The 18,921-nt window shown below is 66.2% G+C and carries 16 protein-coding genes; 5 read left to right on the top strand and 11 right to left on the bottom strand.

Features of this window, described 5'->3' with window-relative positions:
• Positions 1 to 14: 14 nt before the first annotated feature.
• Together AUL31_RS14120 and AUL31_RS14115 are read left to right on the top strand one after the other, a co-directional pair.
• Positions 15 to 1,175, top strand: coding sequence for a M20 aminoacylase family protein (locus tag AUL31_RS14120; protein ID WP_060607767.1), 1,161 nt, complete (start codon positions 15 to 17; stop codon positions 1,173 to 1,175).
• Entirely contained in the window at positions 1,172 to 2,665 is a 1,494-nt protein-coding gene (locus AUL31_RS14115; RefSeq protein ID WP_082646950.1) for an amidase, read from the top strand. The genes AUL31_RS14120 and AUL31_RS14115 overlap by 4 nt, the downstream gene beginning before the upstream one ends.
• A gap of 33 nt (positions 2,666 to 2,698) precedes the next feature.
• Here AUL31_RS14115 and AUL31_RS14110 read toward each other — a convergent pair whose 3' ends face one another.
• The 5 genes from AUL31_RS14110 to AUL31_RS14090 form a co-directional block, all read right to left on the bottom strand.
• The gene (locus tag AUL31_RS14110; protein ID WP_060607764.1) at positions 2,699 to 3,649 is read right to left on the bottom strand and encodes a GumC domain-containing protein; all 951 of its coding nucleotides are present in this window, start codon (positions 3,647 to 3,649) and stop codon (positions 2,699 to 2,701) included.
• Positions 3,650 to 3,652: 3 nt separating this feature from the next.
• The gene (locus tag AUL31_RS14105) at positions 3,653 to 4,198 is read right to left on the bottom strand and encodes a winged helix DNA-binding protein (RefSeq protein ID WP_060608135.1); all 546 of its coding nucleotides are present in this window, start codon (positions 4,196 to 4,198) and stop codon (positions 3,653 to 3,655) included.
• Positions 4,168 to 5,472 (bottom strand): TRAP transporter large permease, encoded by a 1,305-nt coding sequence (locus tag AUL31_RS14100; RefSeq protein WP_060607761.1) that lies wholly within the window; start codon positions 5,470 to 5,472, stop codon positions 4,168 to 4,170. Before AUL31_RS14100 ends, AUL31_RS14105 begins: the two co-directional genes overlap by 31 nt.
• Positions 5,472 to 6,032: a TRAP transporter small permease gene (locus AUL31_RS14095; protein ID WP_060607757.1), complete on the bottom strand. Its 561-nt coding sequence runs from the start codon at positions 6,030 to 6,032 to the stop codon at positions 5,472 to 5,474. Before AUL31_RS14095 ends, AUL31_RS14100 begins: the two co-directional genes overlap by 1 nt.
• A 63-nt stretch (positions 6,033 to 6,095) precedes the next feature.
• Positions 6,096 to 7,073 (bottom strand): TRAP transporter substrate-binding protein, encoded by a 978-nt coding sequence (locus tag AUL31_RS14090; protein ID WP_060607754.1) that lies wholly within the window; start codon positions 7,071 to 7,073, stop codon positions 6,096 to 6,098.
• A gap of 145 nt (positions 7,074 to 7,218) precedes the next feature.
• Between AUL31_RS14090 and AUL31_RS14085 the strand changes: the two genes are divergently transcribed.
• Positions 7,219 to 10,854: a hydantoinase B/oxoprolinase family protein gene (locus AUL31_RS14085; protein ID WP_060607751.1), complete on the top strand. Its 3,636-nt coding sequence runs from the start codon at positions 7,219 to 7,221 to the stop codon at positions 10,852 to 10,854.
• A gap of 8 nt (positions 10,855 to 10,862) precedes the next feature.
• Here AUL31_RS14085 and AUL31_RS14080 read toward each other — a convergent pair whose 3' ends face one another.
• On the bottom strand, positions 10,863 to 12,209 hold the full coding sequence (locus AUL31_RS14080) for a glycosyltransferase family 4 protein (protein ID WP_082646959.1): 1,347 nt from the start codon (positions 12,207 to 12,209) through the stop codon (positions 10,863 to 10,865).
• Between the two features lie 212 nt (positions 12,210 to 12,421).
• On the opposite strand from AUL31_RS14080, the gene hglS reads away from it, so the two are divergent.
• Entirely contained in the window at positions 12,422 to 13,822 is a 1,401-nt protein-coding gene (gene hglS / locus AUL31_RS14075) for a 2-oxoadipate dioxygenase/decarboxylase HglS (RefSeq protein ID WP_060607748.1), read from the top strand.
• Positions 13,823 to 13,900: 78 nt separating this feature from the next.
• Complete coding sequence (locus AUL31_RS14070) at positions 13,901 to 14,548, top strand: DUF1028 domain-containing protein (RefSeq protein WP_060607745.1); 648 nt, start codon at positions 13,901 to 13,903, stop codon at positions 14,546 to 14,548.
• A gap of 6 nt (positions 14,549 to 14,554) precedes the next feature.
• On the opposite strand, the gene AUL31_RS14065 is transcribed toward AUL31_RS14070, so the two are convergent.
• The 5 genes from AUL31_RS14065 to AUL31_RS14045 are packed head-to-tail and all read right to left on the bottom strand — an operon-like array spanning position 14,555 to position 18,905.
• Positions 14,555 to 14,899, bottom strand: coding sequence for a RidA family protein (locus AUL31_RS14065; protein WP_060607742.1), 345 nt, complete (start codon positions 14,897 to 14,899; stop codon positions 14,555 to 14,557).
• Between the two features lie 54 nt (positions 14,900 to 14,953).
• Entirely contained in the window at positions 14,954 to 16,102 is a 1,149-nt protein-coding gene (locus AUL31_RS14060) for an NAD(P)/FAD-dependent oxidoreductase (protein WP_060607739.1), read from the bottom strand.
• Positions 16,071 to 17,507 carry an FAD/NAD(P)-dependent oxidoreductase gene (locus AUL31_RS14055; RefSeq protein ID WP_060607735.1) on the bottom strand — a complete coding sequence of 479 codons (1,437 nt, stop codon included), beginning with the start codon at positions 17,505 to 17,507 and terminating at the stop codon, positions 16,071 to 16,073. The genes AUL31_RS14060 and AUL31_RS14055 overlap by 32 nt, the downstream gene beginning before the upstream one ends.
• On the bottom strand, positions 17,504 to 17,806 hold the full coding sequence (locus AUL31_RS14050) for a (2Fe-2S)-binding protein (RefSeq protein ID WP_060607731.1): 303 nt from the start codon (positions 17,804 to 17,806) through the stop codon (positions 17,504 to 17,506). The genes AUL31_RS14055 and AUL31_RS14050 overlap by 4 nt, the downstream gene beginning before the upstream one ends.
• Positions 17,790 to 18,905 (bottom strand): NAD(P)/FAD-dependent oxidoreductase, encoded by a 1,116-nt coding sequence (locus tag AUL31_RS14045; protein WP_060607729.1) that lies wholly within the window; start codon positions 18,903 to 18,905, stop codon positions 17,790 to 17,792. The genes AUL31_RS14050 and AUL31_RS14045 overlap by 17 nt, the downstream gene beginning before the upstream one ends.
• Positions 18,906 to 18,921: the final 16 nt, after the last annotated feature.

Here is an 18,921-nt window from a genome sequence, read left to right as displayed (position 1 = left end):
ACAAAGGATACGACATGGCGGTACTGCCCCGGATTGAGGAATTTGCCGGTGATCTCGAGCGAATTCGCCACGATCTGCATGCGCATCCGGAAATCGGCTTCGAAGAGCACCGTACGTCCGACATCGTCGCAGCAGAGCTCGAGCGCATGGGTGCGCAGGTGCATCGCGGCATCGGAGGGACGGGCGTCGTCGGGCTGATCGCTGGCAAGCATTCCGGTACGGGAAAGATCGGTCTCAGGGCGGATATGGACGCTCTGCCCATGGACGAGGAAACCAACCTCACCTACCGCTCCACGACACCCGGACGCTTCCACGGCTGCGGGCATGACGGCCACACGACAATGCTCCTCGGGGCTGCTCGTTATTTGGCCGAGACACGGGATTTCGCCGGAACGGCGGTGTGCATCTTCCAGCCGGCGGAAGAGGGTCTTGGCGGCGCACGGGCCATGCTGGCCGACAAGCTGTTCGAGCGCTTTCCCTGCGACGAAATCTACGGCTTGCATAACGCCCCGCAACTGGCGCTCGGAGAGGTCGCCATCTTTCCCGGAAAGGCGATGGCCGGCGCCAGCTTCTTCGACATTCATATCCGCGCACGGGGCGCGCATGGCGCGCAGCCCCATAATTCACGCGATGCGGTGCTGATCGCCACCATGCTGGCCCAGAACCTGCAGTCGATTGTCAGTCGCAACGTGACGCCGATGGAGCCGGCGGTTCTGTCGATCACGCGGATCGAGTCCGGCTCGGCCTACAATGTCATTCCGGCCGAAGCCCGGATGAGCGGAACGATGCGATACTTCGACCGGGCAGTCGGTGCGCTGATGGCGCAGCGCATGCGCCAGATTGCGGGCGGAATGGCGCAGGGGTTCGAGGTGGAGATCGATGTGGACGTGCGCGATGTCTTCACCGTGCTGGAGAACGCCCATGCCCCGACCGCCTATCTGACCGAGGTGGCCGAAGAGATCGTGGGTCGCGAGGGCGTGCTGACGGAGCCCAAGCCGGTTACCGGCTCCGAGGATTTCGCGGATATGCTTTTGTCGGTGCCGGGTGCCTACTGCTGGGTCGGCCATGGTGGCGACGTGCCGGTCCACAATCCGGGCTTTATTCTGGACGATGCGATCCTGCCGATCGGCTCCTCGCTTCTGGCGCGGATCGTCGAAAAGCGGCTCGCCGCATGAACGAAGCTGTCCTGCCTCACGGCGCCGGCGCCCTGGCGTCGCCATTTAACGCGGACGGAGGCTTGCTGCCGCCATCCGCCATCGAGCCGCCCTGTACCGTCACCGCGCTCGGAGCGCGCGCGCTGGCCGAGGCGATCCGCCAGCGTCAGCTTTCCGTACGTGCGGTCGCGACGGCGTTCCTGGACCGGATTGAGCGGGTCAACCCCGCGCTCAATGCCATCGTGGCATTGCGGGATCGCGCGGACGTGTTGAAAGAAGCAGACGCGGCGGATGCAGCCCTTTCGAGGGGCGAGCCGACCGGGCCACTCCATGGCGTTCCGATTGCCATCAAGGATCTCGTTCCGACGCAGGGTCTCACCACGACCTTCGGCTCGTCGCTCTACACGGATTTCGTGCCGGATGCGGATGGGCTGAGTGCCGCCCGCATCCGCGCCGCCGGTGCGCTCATCATCGGCAAGACCAATACGCCGGAATTCGGCCTTGGATCGCACACGTACAACACGGTCTACGGCACGACCCTCAACGCATACGACCAGAGCCTGTCGGCGGGCGGCTCCAGCGGCGGCGCGGCTGTCGCGCTCGCGGCCCGGCTGTTGCCGGTGGCCGACGGAAGCGACATGGGCGGCTCTTTGCGCAACCCGGCTGCCTGGAACAACGTCTACGGGCTGCGTCCGACCATCGGCCGCGTGCCGCAGCCTGCACAGGACGATCTGTTTTCCGTACCGCTTGCAACCGACGGGCCGATGGCGCGCAGCGCCGGCGACCTGGCCCTGCTGCTGGACGTCATGAGTGGGCCCGATGTCCGTGCCCCCTTCGGCCTGCCGAAGCCCGATACGCCGTTTTCGTCGATCGCGCCTCTGGATCGCCCGCTCCGCATGATGTGGATGGGTGATCTGAATGGCCATCTCCCATTCGAACCGGGGCTCATGCCCGCGGCGCGGCAAGCGGCGCGCGGTCTGGAAGAAGCCGGGCACCATTTGCGGGACGGTGTGCCCGACTTCGATTTCGAATCCCTGTGGCAGGCTTTCGTGGTTCTGCGCCAGCACACCATCGCCACCCGTTACGCCGAACTTCTGCCCCACCCCAGGGCCACGCAGATGAAGCCGGAGATGCGGTGGGAAATCGAGGAAGGCCTGGCGCTCGACCTAACCCGCCTGCGCAAGGCGCTGCGGACGCGCTCCGCCTGGTATCGCACGCTGATGGGTCTGTTCGAGGAGACCGATATCCTGCTTCTACCCTCCACGGCCGTCTGGCCGTTTCCTGCCGAGCGGACATGGCCGGACAGGATCGGGGAGCACGCCATGGACAGCTACCATCGCTGGATGGAGATCGTCGCCGGCCCCACACTGGCCGGCCTTCCGGTACTGGCCCTTCCGGCAGGCTTTTCCAACGGGCTACCGCTCGGCATCCAGGCCATCGGGCGCCCGGGCAGCGAGGCACTTCTTCTGTCCCTCGCCAAGAGCGTCGAGGATGCGGCGCAGACACGGTGAACCGCGGTTCTGCAAACAAGGCCGACACGCCGTTCAGCCGGCTCCTTCGCCGCGACGCTGCGCGAGGTTGATCCGCCCATACCATCGCGCCAGCAGAAATGGCGTCAGGTACATCGGGATCTGGAAGCAGCCGACGAACAGCAGGACATCATCCACGGTTGCAGCCGGCAGGACGCTGAGAAAAAGCGCCATGTTGCGATTGCCTGCCGTAATGCCGATGGCCGCGGCCGCATCCGGATCGCTTCGGCGCGCCAGCCCGCTGGCCAAAAGCTGCGGCGCGAAGCCGACGATAAAGGCCGCGCCAAGCGTTGCCACGAAGATGGACGGCCGATCCAGCAACGCAGGCCCGATTGCCGACATCAGCCCCACCACGACGGCACCCAGCAGGAAGGCCGCAGAGGCGTCCATGACCAGAAGCGCGGCCGGCGTACCCCGCACCAGCCTGAAGTGCCTGAGTGCAAGCGCCGCCGCACCTGCCAGCGCGATCAACGCCAGCAGTTCGACGGCAGAGCGCATGACCGCCTGCGGCGAGCCGAAGGCCGGCACCATCAGGAACACCGGGACGATCGTCAGCGGCAGCAGCAGTGTGCCCACCACCAATTGCCGCAAGGCCGGACCGGGCTGTCCGCCCACCATCAGCGTTATGTTGGCGCTGCCGGTGATCGGCGGTGCGGCCAGCGCCAGCACGCACCCCATCGCAATCGGGTGAGCCAGCACACCGGCTGCAGTAAAAAGGGCCGCGACGGCCACCGGGACGGCCAGTTGAAAGACAAGGGTTCTGCCGATGGCGTCGGGCAACCCCCGCAGGCCAGCCAATACGCCCTCCGGGCCCATGCGGAGCACGGCGATGAACAACAGCAGGATGACCGTCGGGCCTACCGCCGGGCGCAGCAACTCGGCAAGGCTCGGGGCCAGGATGCCGACGACGAGCCCTGCAACAAGAACCAGCCGCGCATTGCGCGCCAGAAAAGACGCGACCAACATGCCCTACAACGACGCCGCGGCGCGCGACGCCTGGTCATAGGCGCCGGAAAGCGCCCGCATCAGCGCCGCCACGCGTGACAGCTCGCTTGCCTCGAAACCAAGCTGGCGTGCCGTCTGCACGACGAGCGCCTCCCGCACCTCGCGGTAGCGACGGCACAGCTCCGCGCCCTTGGGGGTAATCGAGACCGTCTTTTCCTTGCCGTCGCGCCCCGTCGCGACCAGCCCGTGCGCCACGAGTTTCTTGATCGCGTAGCTGGCCAGATGCGTATCCTCGATATTCAGCACAAGGCAGATATCGGCCAGCGTCTTGGGCCGGGCGCGGTGATGCACGAGATGCGCGATCAGCACTTCCATCGGCGACATGGTCGGGCCCCCGGCCGCCGCCGTGCAACGGACGATCCAGCGCTGGAAGGCATGGCTGGACATGGTCAGCGCAAACTCGAACTCCGACAAAGCCGGCAGGTCGGAATCGGCCAGATGCGCCGACGAGACGACCGGCCCGATGCCGACGCTCGCCGTCAATTGCTCATCATCGTGCCCGGAAGCCATAGCGCAATTCCCGGAAAGATCGTGATGATGGCGGTTGCCAGCACCAGAAGGAAGAAGAAGGGCAGCGCATAATACGCGATGCGGAAAATATTCTGCCCGGTGATCGACTGTATGACGAAGAGATTGAACCCGACAGGGGGCGTTATCTGGCTCATCTCCACCACCAGCACCAGGAAGATGCCGAACCAGATGGGGTCGATCCCGGCGGCAAGAACCATCGGCAGGATGACGGATGTCGTCAGGACCACGATGGAAATGCCATCCAGGAAGCAGCCGATGATGATGAAGAACACCAGAAGCACAGCGATCAGCGCATAGGGCGACAGGCCCATCTCGCCGATCATGCTGGCAAGGCTGCGCGGAATTCCGGTGAAGCCCATCGCGATCGTCAGGAAGGACGCGCCCGCCAGGATGAAGGCGATCATGCAACTGGTGATCGCCGCGCCGCGCAGGGCCGAAACGAAGCTTTCCCTGTCGAGCCCGCCCGACAGGCCGGCAATGAGGAGCGAGCCGACCACGCCGATGACGGCAGCCTCCGTCGGCGATGCAAGGCCCGCATAGATGGAGCCGATCACCGCTGCGATCAGAAGCACGGTCGGCAGCAGCATGCCCAGCGCCCGCCCCCGTTCGGCCCAGCTTGGCGCCGGCTCGGGCGGGGGCAGCTTGTCGCGATTGAGGCTCGCCCAGATCATCACGAAACCGGAAAACAGGATGGCCAGAAGGATGGCCGGACCGATTCCGGCCAGGAACAGCCGGGCGATGCTCTGCTCCGTCGCCGCGCCATAGACGATCATGATGATCGACGGGGGGATCAGGAAGCCGAACGTGCCCGACCCGGCAAGGGTGCCGATGGCGAGCGAATTATCGTAGCCCCGGCTTTTCAGCTCCGGCAGCGACATGCGCCCGACGGTGGCCGTCGTGGCCGCCGAGGACCCCGACACACAGGCAAAGAGCGCGCAGCCGAGGACGTTGACGTGCAGGAGGCCGCCGGGCAGCCGGCGCGTGAAAGGCGCCAGCCCACCGAACAGGTTGGCCGACAGGCGCGACCGGAACAGGATTTCTCCCATCCAGATGAACATCGGCAACGCCGTCAGGTCCCATGAGTTCATGGACCCCCAGACACGCCGCGCAAAGACGGAGGCGACAGGCGCGGACAACGCGATCTCCATGGCGACGAGGCCAACCGCCATCAGCGCGAAGCCGACCCAAAGCCCGCAAAGCAGCAGGCCGAACAGGACGACGACGAGAATGAGCGAAAGCAGACCGATATCCATCAGTGGGCCCCCTCGCCGGTCTCACGTTCCTTTTCGATGCGGCGGAAGGCAGGCTCCTGGCCCGACAGCGCCGTGACCAGCTCGTCCAGAAGGGCGATGACGAAGATCGTCAGGCCCAGCGTCATGACGGCTTGCGGAATCCAAAGCGAAATCGCGACCAGCCCATAGGAAACCGAACCGCGCTGGAAGGAGGCGAAGGTCTGGACGCCGATCGCCCAGGCGGCGAAGGCGGCAAGGCAAAGGCCGACGACCAGGACGAGGATGGACATGACCCTGTCTCCCCGGTCGCCGAACAGGCGCAACGCCAGCGTAACGCGGACATGTCCCGCCGAGCGCAGCGCGGCGGGCAGCGCCAGAAATGCCGAGGCCACGAACAGGAAGCCGCCGATCTCGGCCAGAGAAGGGATGGCAAAGCCGTATCGCGCCCCTCCGAAAAGCACGGCGGCCCTGTCCACAACCCGCCCCAGAACCTGGACGGAGACGAGAGCCGCAATCAGCACCATCGATAGACAGGCGCCGATAAGAGAGACGCCGTAGAGGGCGTCGAGTGCCTTGCGCATAGGGATGTCGTCTCCAGCAGGGGTCAGGGCTCGGACGGCCCGCAGGCCGCCCGCACGCTGAAATCAACGGTTGCGATAAGCCTCGACCACGGCGCGGCCTTCGTCGCCCGCCTGTTGCTCCCACTCGGCCGTCATCGTGGCGCCGACCTCCTGCAGCTTCGCGGCCAGTGCCTCGGACGGCTGCGACACGACCATGCCGCCGGCCTCGAGCTCGGCGATCTTCTGGTCGTTCTCGGCCCGCGACAAATCCCAGCCGCGGGTTTCCGCCGCAGCCGCCGCCGCCAGGATGGCGTCCCGGTCTTCCTGGTTGAGCGCGTCGAACATGTCGGTGTTGACCACGACGACATTCTTCGGCAGCCAGGCCTGAACGTCGATGAAGTTGCTGACGAAATCCCATGCCTTGGCGTTGGCGCCGGTGGACGGCGAGGTGATCATCGCCTCGACGCGGCCGGTGGAGAAGGCCGTTGCGACATCGGTTTCCTCCACCTGCGTCGGTGTCGCGCCGACAAGCGTGGCGAGGCGCTCGGTGGCAACGTTGTAGGCGCGGAAATTAAGCCCCTGGAGCTGCGCCGGATCGGTGATTTCCTGCTTGAGATACAGGCTCTGGCCGGGCCAGGGCACGGCATAGAGCAGTGTCAGCCCCTGCTCTGCCAGCTTGGCCGAAACGGCCTCGCGCGAGGCCGCCCACAGCGCTTCGGACTCCTCATAGGACGAGGCGAGAAACGGGATCGAGTCCAGCGCGAAGATCGGATCTTCGTTGGCCAGGCGCGACAGCAGAAACTCGCCGATCGGCACCAGCCCGTCGCGCACCGCATCGCGGATCTCGGCATGGCCGAACAGCGAGTTGGCCGAATGGACCGTGATGGTGACATCGCCATCCGTCGCCTCGCCCACGTCGGCCGCAAACTCCGCTATGTTCTGCGTGTGGAAGATGCCGTCTGCATAGGGCGTCGGCATATCCCAGTTTTCTGCCCGGGCGGAGGCCGCACCGAGGGTCAGGCAGGCGGCGCCGATGAGGCCGACACGAATGAGATTGGTCATGCGTTGCTTCCCTGTTCCGATGGATGGGGCACCCGGCGTCGTCGCCGATTACCAAATGTGCATGCTTAAAAACAGAGCTTGACTTACACGTCCGCATTTTGTCAACAAATTATCGACGTGATGTCGGCAGGTGGAGATTGGGGCTATGTCAGAGCGCATGTGGGATTTCTGGATCGACCGCGGGGGCACCTTCACCGACGTCATCGGCCGCGCGCCATCGGGCGAACTGCATCCGATGAAGCTCCTGTCCGAAAACCCGGAGGCCTACGAGGATGCAGCCATCGAGGGCATCCGCCGCCTGATCGGCGTCGAGGCCGGAGCCCCTATTCCAGCCGGGCGCGTCGGCACGGTGCGCATGGGAACGACGGTCGCCACGAATGCGCTTCTGGAGCGCAAGGGCGAGCGCACGCTCCTGCTGATCACGGAGGGGCTGCGCGACCAGCTCCGGATCGCTTATCAGGCACGGCCCGATATCTTCGCCAAGGAGATCATCCTGCCCGAGCAGCTCTACGAGCGGGTCGAGGAGGTGCCTGAGCGGCTGATGGCGGATGGCACGGTGGAGCGCCCGCTCGATCTGGATTCGCTGCGCCCGGCATTGGAGGCCGCGCGCAAGGATGGCTTCGACGCCGTTGCCATCGTGCTCATGCATGCCTGGACGAACCCGCAGCACGAGGTTGCCGTGGCCGAGCTTGTACGCTCGCTCGGCTTTGCGCAGGTTTCGGTCAGCCATGAAGTGTCGCCGCTCATCAAGCTGGTCGGCCGGGGCGACACGACGGTTGTCGACGCCTATCTATCGCCGATCCTCGGCCGCTATGTCTCACGCGTGGCGCGCACGCTGGGCGCCACTCCGGCCGGAGAGCCCGGCCCCACGCTGCAATTCATGATGTCTTCCGGCGGGCTGACGGCCGCCGACCGGTTTCGCGGCAAGGACGCCATCCTGTCTGGCCCAGCCGGCGGCGTCGTCGGCATGGTGCGCACGGCAGGCCAGGCCGGTTTCTCGCGCGTCATCGGTTTCGACATGGGCGGCACTTCCACCGATGTCGCCCATTCGGCCGGCGAGTATGAGCGCGCCTTCGACACCGAAGTCGCCGGGGTGCGGATCCGCGCGCCGATGATGCGCATCCATACGGTAGCCGCCGGAGGCGGCTCGATCCTGCATGCCGAAAAGGGCCGCTTCCGCGTCGGGCCGGATTCCGCCGGCGCCGACCCGGGCCCGGCCGCTTATCGGCGCGGCGGGCCTTTGACGGTGACCGACGCCAACGTGATGCTGGGCAAGCTCAATCCGCGGTACTTCCCTTCGATCTTCGGGCCAGGGCAGGACCAGCCCCTAGACCGCGAGACGGTCGCATCCAAGTTTGCCGAAATCGCCGCCACGGCCGGCGAAGGACGCTCGGCCGAAGAGGTGGCGGAAGGCTTCCTGACCATCGCCGTCGAAAACATGGCCAACGCCATCAAGAAGATCAGCGTCCAGCGCGGCTATGACGTGACGCGCTATCTGCTCAATTCGTTCGGCGGCGCGGGTGGGCAGCACGCCTGTCTCGTTGCCGATGCGCTGGGCATGGAGCATATCCTGCTGCATCCCCTGTCCGGCCTGCTTTCGGCCTATGGCATGGGCCTTGCCACCGTGACCGCCAGCCGCCAGCAGGGGCTTGTCCGGCCCTTCGGTGCGGCCAGCCGCGAGGCCGTTGCCGCCCTTTCGGGCGAGTTGCGCACAGCCGTCCTGACCGAACTTGCCGAGCAGGGCGTGCCAACCGAGGCAACGCAGACGCGCACCAAGCTGCACCTGCGCTACGACGGAACCGACACGACGCTGGACGTACCCTTCGATGGCGACGAGGACGCCGCCAGAACTGCTTTCGAGGCGATGCACAAGGCGCAGTTCGGCTTCATCACGCCGGGCAAGCCCATCACGGTCGAGGCCGTCGAGGTGGAAGGCTGGGACCGGCAGGCCGAGGACAGCGTGGCCGAGGCGGGGTCGGATGCCGAGCGCGAGGCGCATAGCGACGAGCGCGCCCGGTTCTTTTCCGGCGGCGCATGGCACGAGGCCGGGATCTTCCGCCGCGAGGGCCTTGCCGCCGGCGACGCCGTGCGCGGCCCTGCCCTGATCATCGAGCCGAACCAGACCGTGGTGATCGAACCGGGCTGGACGGCGCGCCTGACGGCGGCCGACCACATCGTGCTGAAGCGGCACGAAAAGATGGTGCGGGCCGGTGCCATCGGCACCGAGCAGGCAGACCCGATCCTGCTGGAAGTGTTCAACAACCTTTTCATGGCCATCGCCGAGCAGATGGGCGTGGCGCTGCAGAACACGGCCCACTCCGTGAACATCAAGGAGCGGCTGGATTTCTCCTGCGCCGTTTTCGATGCCGGCGGCGCGCTCGTGGCCAATGCGCCGCATATGCCGGTGCATCTGGGTTCGATGGATCGTTCGGTGGAAACCGTGATCCGGCTGAACGAGGGCGCGATCAGGCCGGGCGACGTTTACGCGCTGAACGCCCCCTATAATGGCGGCACCCATCTGCCCGACATCACGGTGGTCAGCCCGGTCTTCGACGATGCCGGAAAGCGGATCATCTTCTGGGTCGCCTCGCGCGGTCACCATGCCGATGTCGGCGGCACGGCGCCCGGTTCGATGACGCCGCTGGCCACGACCGTGGACGAGGAAGGCATCCTGATCGACAATTTCCGGCTTGTCGCGGACGGTGTCTTCCAGGAGGACGACCTGCGAAAGCTGTTGACCGAACATCCCTACCCGGCCCGCAACCCGGCGCAGAACATTGCCGACATGAAGGCGCAGATCGCCGCCAACGAGCGCGGCGCCGCGGAACTGCGCCGCATGGTGGCCGAGTTCGGCCTGCCTGCCGTGGAAGCCTATATGGGCCATGTGCAGGACAACGCCGCCGAAGAGGTGGCGCGGCTGATCGGGCGGCTCGACGACTGCGAATACAGCTACGACACCGACACAGGACAGACCATCAAGGTCAGGATCACCGTCGATCGCGACAGCCGTACCGCGACCGTGGACTTCACCGGGACATCGGACGCCATCGCCAACAATTTCAATGCACCGGAGCCGGTTACACGCGCCGCCGTCCTGTACTGCTTCCGCGTCATGGTGGAAGCGCCGATCCCGATGAATGCCGGGTGTCTGCGGCCAATCCGCATCATCGTGCCGGAAGGCTCGATGCTCAAGCCCGCCTATCCGCGCGCGGTGGTGGCCGGCAATGTCGAGACCTCACAGCATGTCACCAACGCCATCTTCGGCGCGCTGGACGCGATCGCCAACAGCCAGGGCACGATGAACAACCTGACTTTCGGCAACAACGAGTACCAGTATTACGAGACGATCTGCTCGGGCTCGCCCGCCGGGCGCACCAATGACGGGCGCGGCTTTTCCGGAACGTCGGGCGTGCACGTGCACATGACCAACTCGCGCCTGACCGACCCGGAAATTCTGGAAATGCGCTATCCGGTGATGCTGGAAAGGTTCGGCCTGCGCCGGGGTGAGCGCGGCGACAGCGCCTTCGAACCCGGCCAGGGCACCACGCGCACCATCCGCTTCCTGCAACGCATGGATTGCGCAATTCTGTCCTCGCATCGCTCCATCGCGCCGAATGGCATCATGGGTGGCGCTGCCGGCGAATGCGGGCGCACCGAGGTGCGGCGGCTGGATGGGTCGATCGAAGTGCTGAAGGCCTGCGACCAGACGGTGCTGGAGGCCGGCGAGGCGGTGACGGTCGTCACGCCCATTGCCGGCGGGTTCGGCGCCAGCAAGCGCTGACCGGCGTTTCAGGATTCCTGGTGTGCCGACGGCCGAAGCATGAACTGGTGCTGCACCAGCCTGTCCGCCGGACGTGTCGGCTCGACGTCCGCGTCGGTTATCGGCCGCCCGGCCGCAACCGCCTCGTAAAGCACCAGCATGCGGCTGATCTTGTCGTCCCAGTCGAAGTTGCGCAGCGCCCTGTTGCGCCCGGCCTGCCCCATGGCGGCACGCCGCTCCGGCTGGGAGGCCAATTGCCCTATGGCCGCGGCAAAACCGGCCACGAGATCGTCGCGGCTGGTGGGCTCGATCAGGATACCGCAGCTTGCATCCAGATAATCCAGCGGCCCTCCCCACGCGGTGGCGATCACCGGAACGCCCGCCGCCATAGCCTCCAGCACCACCGCGCCTCCGCACTCGTAGAGGCTCGGCAAGACGAGCGCGTCGGCGTTGCGCATCGCCGCGGCGCATTCGGGTTGCGGCAGGAAACCGTGGAAGCGGACCCGTTCCTTGAGGCCGAGTTGCTCCGTGAGAGCCTGCAGAGGCTGGCGCATGGGCCCATCGCCGATGATATCCAGCGTCACGCCGCCATGCGGCGGCAGACGCCCCACCGCTTCCAGGACGATGTCCACCGCCTTCCAGTCCACCAGCCGGCCAAGAAACAACAGGCGCATGCCTCCCGCTGTGCCGGACAAGGCCACGCTTCGCGGTTGCCAGAGTTCGGTGTCGATGCCGTTCTCCACCAGTTCCACCACCGCGCCACGGCATTTCGGCGGCAGGCCCAGGCGCGTACGCTGGTTGGCCACAAGAAGCAGCGCGGCCTCGCGCTTGCCGCGCATCAGGCCATGCACATGGTTGGAAAGGGTCCGTGCCGAGCCCAGTATCTTCTGCACCGCGCCCCCGGCCTTGGCCTTCATCGCCGGCGGGTAGGACATGTTGCCGTTCATCGGCCCCATCACCACCGGCGCCCCGACATCGACCATCAGCGACGGCTCGCGCGGGGATACGGGAATAGGCTGGTGGACCACGCCGATGCCATGCTCGCGTACGAGACGGCGCACGATGCGGCGCGCCTCGATCTGGTTGGCGATGCGGCTGGCGTAGCCGAAGGTGATATCGCCAAGCTGGGCCGGCATCTTCGCCCCCATCTTCCAGCAGACGATGTTGAAGCGGTTGTCCGGAATGAAATGGATACGGTCCAGCGCCTCCGGCGCCAGGCGCGCAAGCTCGGCGCGGGTGCGCTCGTGCACGACCAGCCACGTATCGACGCCCCGTCCCCGCAGCCGGGTAAAATAATGCCACGGCAACGACGCCTCGCCGCCGAACATCATCGACGCATTTTCACTGACGATCAGGACTTTCGGCTTCGTCTTCATGGGCATCCCGGCGCGCTTCTTGCCCGCCATCCTGTGCGGATCGCCCGCCACCATCAATTCGTCAAATGCGCCAGAGGCCTAATCAAAACGGGTGCGTCCCCCGCGGTATTCCGGCTTGGAATGGCCTGGCGAACATCCATCGCTTGTCGGCTGCGCACAGGCGCGCCAAGACGGGCCGCCTACCCTTTCGACACAAGAAGGAGTCGCCATCCATGACATCCGGCGTTTTCATGCCCGCTGACGAAATCCGCGCCGGTTTCTCGCGCGCGATGTCCGACATGTACCGGCAGGAGGTGCCGCAATATGGCACGCTCATGCAGTTGGTGGCCGAAGTGAACTCCGGCACACTGAAGGCGGACGCAGACCTTGCGGCCCGGTTGGACCGCGCCGGAGAGCTGGATCGCCTGTCGGACGAGCGGCATGGCGCCATCCGGCTCGGCACCGAGGCCGAACTCTTCGACATCGGGCGCCTGTTCGCAGTGATGGGGATGTATCCGGTGGGGTACTACGACCTTGCCGTGGCCGGCATCCCCGTTCATTCCACGGCATTCCGGCCGGTGGACGATGCGGCCTTGGCGAAAAACCCTTTCCGGGTCTTCACCTCGCTGCTGCGGCTGGACCTGATCGAAGACGCGGCGCTGCGCGCGAAGGCCGCCGCCATCCTGGCCAGGCGTCGCATATTCACGCCGAAGGCTCTGGAGCTGGCATCGCTTCACGAGGCGCAGGGCGGGTTGACGCCCGACCAGGCGAAGCTTTTCATCGCACAGGCGCTCGAAACTTTCCGCTGGCATTCAGAGGCGACGGTGGATGCGGCCACCTACGCCGCGCTTGCCGCCGAGCATCGCCTGATTGCCGATATCGTCTGCTTCAAGGGACCCCACATCAACCATCTGACGCCGCGCACGCTGGATATCGATGCCGTGCAGGCTGGCATGCCGGCGCAGGGCATCGTGCCGAAGGCGGTGATCGAGGGCCCGCCGCCGCGCCGTTGCCCGATCCTCTTGCGGCAGACAAGCTTCAAGGCGCTGGAGGAGGATATCCTGTTTCCCGAGGCGGATGGCCACGCCGCCGGGCGGCACACCGCCCGTTTCGGCGAGATCGAGCAGCGCGGGGCGGCCCTGACGCCGAAGGGGCGCGCGCTTTACGACACGTTGCTGGCCGAGGTTCGCAAGTCCGGCTCGCTCGACGCTGCCGGCACCGGCGCGTCGGGGTACATTGCAAGCCTTGCCCGGCACCTCAGTGCCTTTCCGGACGACTGGCAGACGATGCGGTCCGAAGGATTGGCGTTCTTTCGCTACTCCCCAACCGATAAGGGCCTCGCCGCCGCCCGGGCCGGGCAAACCGCCGGGGATATCGAAAGCCTTCTGGCGGCCGGCCATGCCGTCTGCGACCCGATCGTCTATGAAGACTTCCTGCCCGTATCGGCAGCCGGCATCTTCCAGTCCAACCTTGGGACGGACGCGCAGTCGGACGCCGCCGCCAGCGGCAGCAAGGCCGCATTCGAACAGGCACTCGGCCGGCCCGTCCTGGACGAGATGGAGCTTTATCGCGCCAGGGAGATGCAATCGCTGCAATCCACCCTCGCAACATTGGGCGCCCGCACCGCCGCCTGACAGGCGGGCTGCATTGACTGCAATGCCTGAGGCCCCATCTGCTGGCGTCACCTTGCCGCCACCCATGGAGCCCGCTCAATGACCTTGTCCATCGCCGCCAGATGCCCCCGAACCAACCAGTTCGGGGTGGCGGCAGCGACCGAGATGCCGGCAGTCGGCAAATTTCTGTCCTACGCCTATCCGGGCTTCGGGGCTTTTGCGACACAGGCTCTGGTGAACCCTTATCTCGGCATCGATGGCGTCAAGCTTTTGTCGCTGAGCGTTTCCGCGCACGGAACGGTGGAAACCGTGCTGGATGACGATGCGGAGCGCCACAAGCGGCAGGTGGCCGCCATCGACAAGGAGGGCCGCGCCTATGCCTTCACAGGAGAGGACTGCCTTCCCTGGGCCGGCCACAGAACGGACCGCAACGTCAGTGTGCAGGGCAACCGGCTTGAAGGCCCGAGCGTGCTGGAGGCCATGCTGCAGGCATTCGAGCAGGATGCCGGAGCCGAGCTGGTGCACCGGCTGATCGCCGCCATCGCGGCCGGCGTGGCAGCCGGCGGCGACCGGGCAGGAGAAAGGTCGGCGAACGTCTATATCGTTGGTGCCGAGGAATATCCCCTATGGGACATCCGGGTGGATGACCACCCGGATGTCGTGTCCGAGTTGCGACGGCTGGAAACCGTGTTCCGCAAGGAACTCTACCCTCACGTCCTGGAAATGCCGCCGCGTCGTCGCGGCTGATGCCGATCAGGCGGCAGCCGTCACCACCACCTCGATCAGGACGTTCTTGCCAAGATCGGCAACGCCGATCGTGGCGCGGGTGGGCAGGTCGGCGGCCTCGATCCAGGACGTCCAGGCCTGGTTCATCTCGGCCTTCTGGCCCATGTCCGTCACGTACAGCATGGCGGAGATGAGCTTGCTCTTGTCGGTGCCGGCCTCGGCAAGCAGCTTGTCCAGCTTCTGGCAGATCTGTGCCGTCTGGCCGCCCATCGTCTGTGTTAGATCGTCGGCGATGAGACCGCCAAAGGCGATGAAGCCGTTATGCTCGACGAAGCGATGCATGATCGGGGTTTGAAGGCTACGCTTTACCATACCAATATAACTCCTTGTCTGGAATGGATTTTCAAGGTGTGCGAAGCGCAAGCGCTACGCGGCGAAACGGGAGATCGAGAAGGCGGCGATCGGCAGGTTCGACTGGCCGTTCTGGATCAGGTCGGCCAGCACCACGCCGGTTACCGGCCCAAGCTGAAAGCCGTGCAGCGAATAGCCGAAGGAATGGAACAGGCCCTCGGCCACGGCCGATGCGCCGATGACGGGAATGCCGTCGGGCATCCGCGCCTCGATGCCCGCCCATGCGCGCACGATGCGGGCGTCGCGCATGATGGGAAACAGGTCGTGGACGGTGCGGGCATTTTCCGCCAGCTTCCGATAGTCCAGTTCGGTGCGGTTGGTATCGGTATCCGGCCGTCCGAGATAACCACCGCCGATCAGCACCGTGCCGTTGGCGAACTGCTTGAAAGACAATGTCCGGGACGTGGCGCCAACAACAGGCCTCAAGAAAGGAGCCCGGCGCTCGGTGATCATCAGCATCGGGGCGACGGCTTCCACCGGCGCGCGGTCGCCCGCCATCTCCGCCAGGCGTCCGGCCCAGGCACCGGCGGCATTGATGACCACCGGCGCCTCGAGGCGCGTTCCCGCATCGGTGGTGGCGGTCCACACCTTGCCCGTGCGGGCAAGGGAAACGACACGCTCGCCCTCGATGAAGCGCGCGCCAAGCGCCTTCGCCTTGTTGCGGAAGGCAAGCACCGTGCGGAAAGGCAGCGCGGCGCCATCGCCACGGCTGACGAGACCGCCGACGCAATGATCGGCGATATGCGGCACCAGTGTCCGCAACTCGTGGCGGTCGATCACCTCTTCATGCGTAAAGCCTTCCGCAACGAGGGTTTCACGCCGGGCGCGGCAGGTCTCCATGTCCGCCTCGCTTTCGGCAACCTTGACCTGCCCTTCGGATTCGAAGCCGCAGCCATCGTCGACGAGCGTTTCGATGTCGTGCCACATTTCCATGGCGCGCAGGCTCAGCGGAATTTCGGGCAGGGCCCGGCCCAGCCGCCGCACGCCCCCGGCATTGACGCCGGAAGCGTGGCGGCCGGGATAGTCCTTTTCCACCACCGTCACGCGCGCGCCGCGCATGCTGAGTTGCAGGGCTGCCGAACAGCCATGCAATCCGCCGCCGGCAATGATCACGTCGCTGGTCGTCCGGCCCTCAGCCACGCGCCACCATGCGGACTTCCTCATCCGCCTTCTCAAGCGAGGCAAGCTCGGCCAGCGTGATCGGCTTGATGGGCGCCCGCAACCGGTAGTAACCGACCGCCTCCGGCGAAACGCCCCGCGCCTCGGCGATGGTCTCGGTGATGGTCAGGCCGCAGAGCCGCCCCTGGCACGGCCCCATACCGCACCGCAGGAAGGATTTGAGCTGGTTGGGCCCGGTGACGCCAAGCCGTGTCACGGCATCACGCACCTGCCCGCCCGTCACCTCCTCGCAGCGACAGGCGATGGCATCGTCTGCCGCCACCCGGAATTGCGGGGCCGGTCGATAAAGCGCGTCGAGGAAACCGCGGCCCTTGTCGTAGCGGTTCAGCACCGCACGGATGGGCCCGGCCGCTTCGTCGCGCTGCACGGCCGTGATCCGGCCGAGGGCGGCCAGCGCCCCCAATGCGGCAAGCCGGCCACGTTCGGCCGCAGCTTCCGCGCCGGCAATGCCCGCACCGTCGCCGGCGATGGCGAAGCCCTCGATGCTCGTTTCCCCGAAGCCATCCACCTTGGGGCAGAAGGCTGCCTGCACATCGTCCCAGACGATCTCGCAGCCCATGGAACTGGCCAGATTGACATTGGGCACGACGCCCTGATGCAGCAGGAGATGGTCCACGGGAATAACCGTCTCCCGGCCGCCGCTGGTGTAGCGCACCGTTTCCAGCCGTGCATGGCCCAGCGCCTCGATGGCCGTGACGCCCGAAACGACCTTGACCGAACGGCGCACCTTCAAAAGCAGGCCGAGGCCCTTGCGCAGATAGGGCGATGTCGCGAAACCGGCGATGCCGCCCACCGCATGGCGCCAGTTGCCGCGCGGGGTTGTATCCAGAATTGCCTCGATGGGCCGGCCCGCGGCCAGATACTGTGCCGCGATCAGCCATAGCAGGGGGCCGCTGCCGGCCAGCACTACGCGGCCGTCCATGGCGATCCCGCTTGCCTTGAGAAGCGTTTGCGCCGCGCCCGCCGTCATGACGCCGGGTAGCGTCCATCCAGGAATGGGGAACGGGCGCTCAAGGGCCCCCGTCGCACCGATCACCCGGCGGGCATGGATCATGCGCGTTTTGCCATGTGCCGAAATGCCAAGCTCGAAGCCCTTTGCCGCCTGCCAGACGGTCGCGGACGGCAGATAGGCGGCTTCGCTGTTGCGGAAGGCCGTGGCGATGGCATCTCCGCGCCAGTAATCGACGCCCAGAAGCGCCTTTTCCTGAAGCGGCGTTGTCGTGATGCCGCGATAGATCTGGCCGCCCGGCCCCGGATTTTCGTCGACAAGGAGCGTCGACGCCCCCTTGCCGGCGGCCAGTGTGGCGGCCGCCATTCCTGCCGGGCCGGCCCCGATGACGACCAGATCGTAGCTGTCGGCAAGGGCCGTGACGTCGCCCAATGGTGTCATCGTCCCAACTCCCGCTTGCCGTGTCCGATCTGCGTTTCCACGCGCATGCCCTCGGCCAGGGGCACGAGGCACCCCTGCCGGTTGCCCACACCGTCGATGGTGACGAGGCATTCGAAGCACACGCCCATCATGCAGTAGGGCGCACGCGGAACTCCGCCGACCGCACTGGTGCGGCAGGTTTCCACGCCGGCCGCAAGCAAGGCGGCGGCCACGGTATCGCCCCGCCGGCCGGTGTGGCGCTTGCCGTCGACGGTGAAGGCCACGCCTTCGACGCCGATGTCCTCAAGCCGCTTGAACATGGAACCTCCTGATACCGAAATCCTGGAAAGCATCGCCCAGCCGCCCGCCGGCCAGGGCCGGGGCAAGCACGTCGGCGTGCGCTGCCGCAAGGGTGACACCGCTGTGGCAGGCGGCGGCGAATGCGCCCGGATGGCTGACCGACTGCTCGTAGATCGGGAAACCGTCCGGGCTCATGACCCGCAGCGCCGACCATGTCCGCACGACGTTCAGCCCGGCGAGGCGCGGAAACATGCGGATGGCCCTGTCGGCCATCACCGCGTGGATGCCCGGCCGCATGACGTCATAATCGGAAGCCTCTTCCTGGCTGTCGCCGATCATGACGCCGCCCTCGTCGGTCTGGCGGACGGTGGACAGGGGCATGTCGAGGAAGGGTTCGGTCTTCTCGGTCACGATCACCTGCCCCCGCAAAGGGCGCAGCGGCAGGTCCATGCCGACCATTGCGCCGAGGCGCGGATTATCGAGCCCGGCTGCCAGAAGGATACGCGCGGCGCCGAAGCGCCCCTTCCCCGTGACAAGGCCGAAGCCGTCGGCACCCGGCTCGATCCGCTCTACCAGCGCTTCCGCCCTGTAGGTTCCGCCGAGACGCACGAAGGCACTGTGAAGAGAGCGCAGGAGCTTCAGCGAATTGACGTCGCCGTCCAGCGCGCAATAGGTGCCGCCGGCAACCTCGGGCCCGACTTCGGGCAAGCGGCGGCGGATTTCGTCGCCGTCCAGAACGTCGATCCTGTAGGGCACAGCATCGGCCTGGTTGTGCAGGCGGCGGATGTTTTCGGCGCGGCGGTCCAGCTCGTCCTGCGATAGGCACAGATGATAGCCGCCGGGCCTGCGATAGGCGATGTCGAAACCGCCTTCCTCGCCGACCCGCTCCGCGAAGTCGGGATAGAGATCGGAAGACTGGCGCGTCCAGCGCGCATAGGCGGGCATGCCCAGCCCCTTGCTCTGCACCCAGACCAGCGCGAAGTTCCCGCGCGAGGCACGGCGCGCCACATCCCCCTCGTCCAGTACCAGAACCTTCAGGCCCTGCCTTTGGAGCCCATAGGCGCAGGCAGCACCGACCAGCCCCCCGCCGATCACGGCGAAGTCGTATTGGCTATCCATGATTATTATTGCCTCC

The organism is Aureimonas altamirensis (genome assembly GCF_001463885.1).
Classification (GTDB): Bacteria; Pseudomonadota; Alphaproteobacteria; order Rhizobiales; family Rhizobiaceae; genus Aureimonas; species Aureimonas altamirensis.
The sequence above is the reverse complement of the archived record's forward strand: the minus strand, read 5'-3'. Positions and strand labels throughout refer to the sequence as shown.

What these genes read in the sequence shown, in the direction of transcription:
- hglS (WP_060607748.1), top strand. Translation starts at nt 12,422, where the DNA reads ATGACATCCGGCGTTTTCATGCCCGCTGACGAAATCCGCGCCGGTTTC.
- AUL31_RS14090 (WP_060607754.1), bottom strand. Translation starts at nt 7,073, where the DNA reads ATGACCAATCTCATTCGTGTCGGCCTCATCGGCGCCGCCTGCCTGACC.
- AUL31_RS14060 (WP_060607739.1), bottom strand. Translation starts at nt 16,102, where the DNA reads ATGAGGAAGTCCGCATGGTGGCGCGTGGCTGAGGGCCGGACGACCAGC.
- AUL31_RS14050 (WP_060607731.1), bottom strand. Translation starts at nt 17,806, where the DNA reads ATGTTCAAGCGGCTTGAGGACATCGGCGTCGAAGGCGTGGCCTTCACC.
- AUL31_RS14105 (WP_060608135.1), bottom strand. Translation starts at nt 4,198, where the DNA reads ATGGCTTCCGGGCACGATGATGAGCAATTGACGGCGAGCGTCGGCATC.
- AUL31_RS14100 (WP_060607761.1), bottom strand. Translation starts at nt 5,472, where the DNA reads ATGGATATCGGTCTGCTTTCGCTCATTCTCGTCGTCGTCCTGTTCGGC.
- AUL31_RS14055 (WP_060607735.1), bottom strand. Translation starts at nt 17,507, where the DNA reads ATGACACCATTGGGCGACGTCACGGCCCTTGCCGACAGCTACGATCTG.
- AUL31_RS14095 (WP_060607757.1), bottom strand. Translation starts at nt 6,032, where the DNA reads ATGCGCAAGGCACTCGACGCCCTCTACGGCGTCTCTCTTATCGGCGCC.
- AUL31_RS14070 (WP_060607745.1), top strand. Translation starts at nt 13,901, where the DNA reads ATGACCTTGTCCATCGCCGCCAGATGCCCCCGAACCAACCAGTTCGGG.
- AUL31_RS14080 (WP_082646959.1), bottom strand. Translation starts at nt 12,209, where the DNA reads ATGAAGACGAAGCCGAAAGTCCTGATCGTCAGTGAAAATGCGTCGATG.
- AUL31_RS14065 (WP_060607742.1), bottom strand. Translation starts at nt 14,899, where the DNA reads ATGGTAAAGCGTAGCCTTCAAACCCCGATCATGCATCGCTTCGTCGAG.
- AUL31_RS14085 (WP_060607751.1), top strand. Translation starts at nt 7,219, where the DNA reads ATGTCAGAGCGCATGTGGGATTTCTGGATCGACCGCGGGGGCACCTTC.
- AUL31_RS14115 (WP_082646950.1), top strand. Translation starts at nt 1,172, where the DNA reads ATGAACGAAGCTGTCCTGCCTCACGGCGCCGGCGCCCTGGCGTCGCCA.
- AUL31_RS14045 (WP_060607729.1), bottom strand. Translation starts at nt 18,905, where the DNA reads ATGGATAGCCAATACGACTTCGCCGTGATCGGCGGGGGGCTGGTCGGT.
- AUL31_RS14110 (WP_060607764.1), bottom strand. Translation starts at nt 3,649, where the DNA reads ATGTTGGTCGCGTCTTTTCTGGCGCGCAATGCGCGGCTGGTTCTTGTT.
- AUL31_RS14120 (WP_060607767.1), top strand. Translation starts at nt 15, where the DNA reads ATGGCGGTACTGCCCCGGATTGAGGAATTTGCCGGTGATCTCGAGCGA.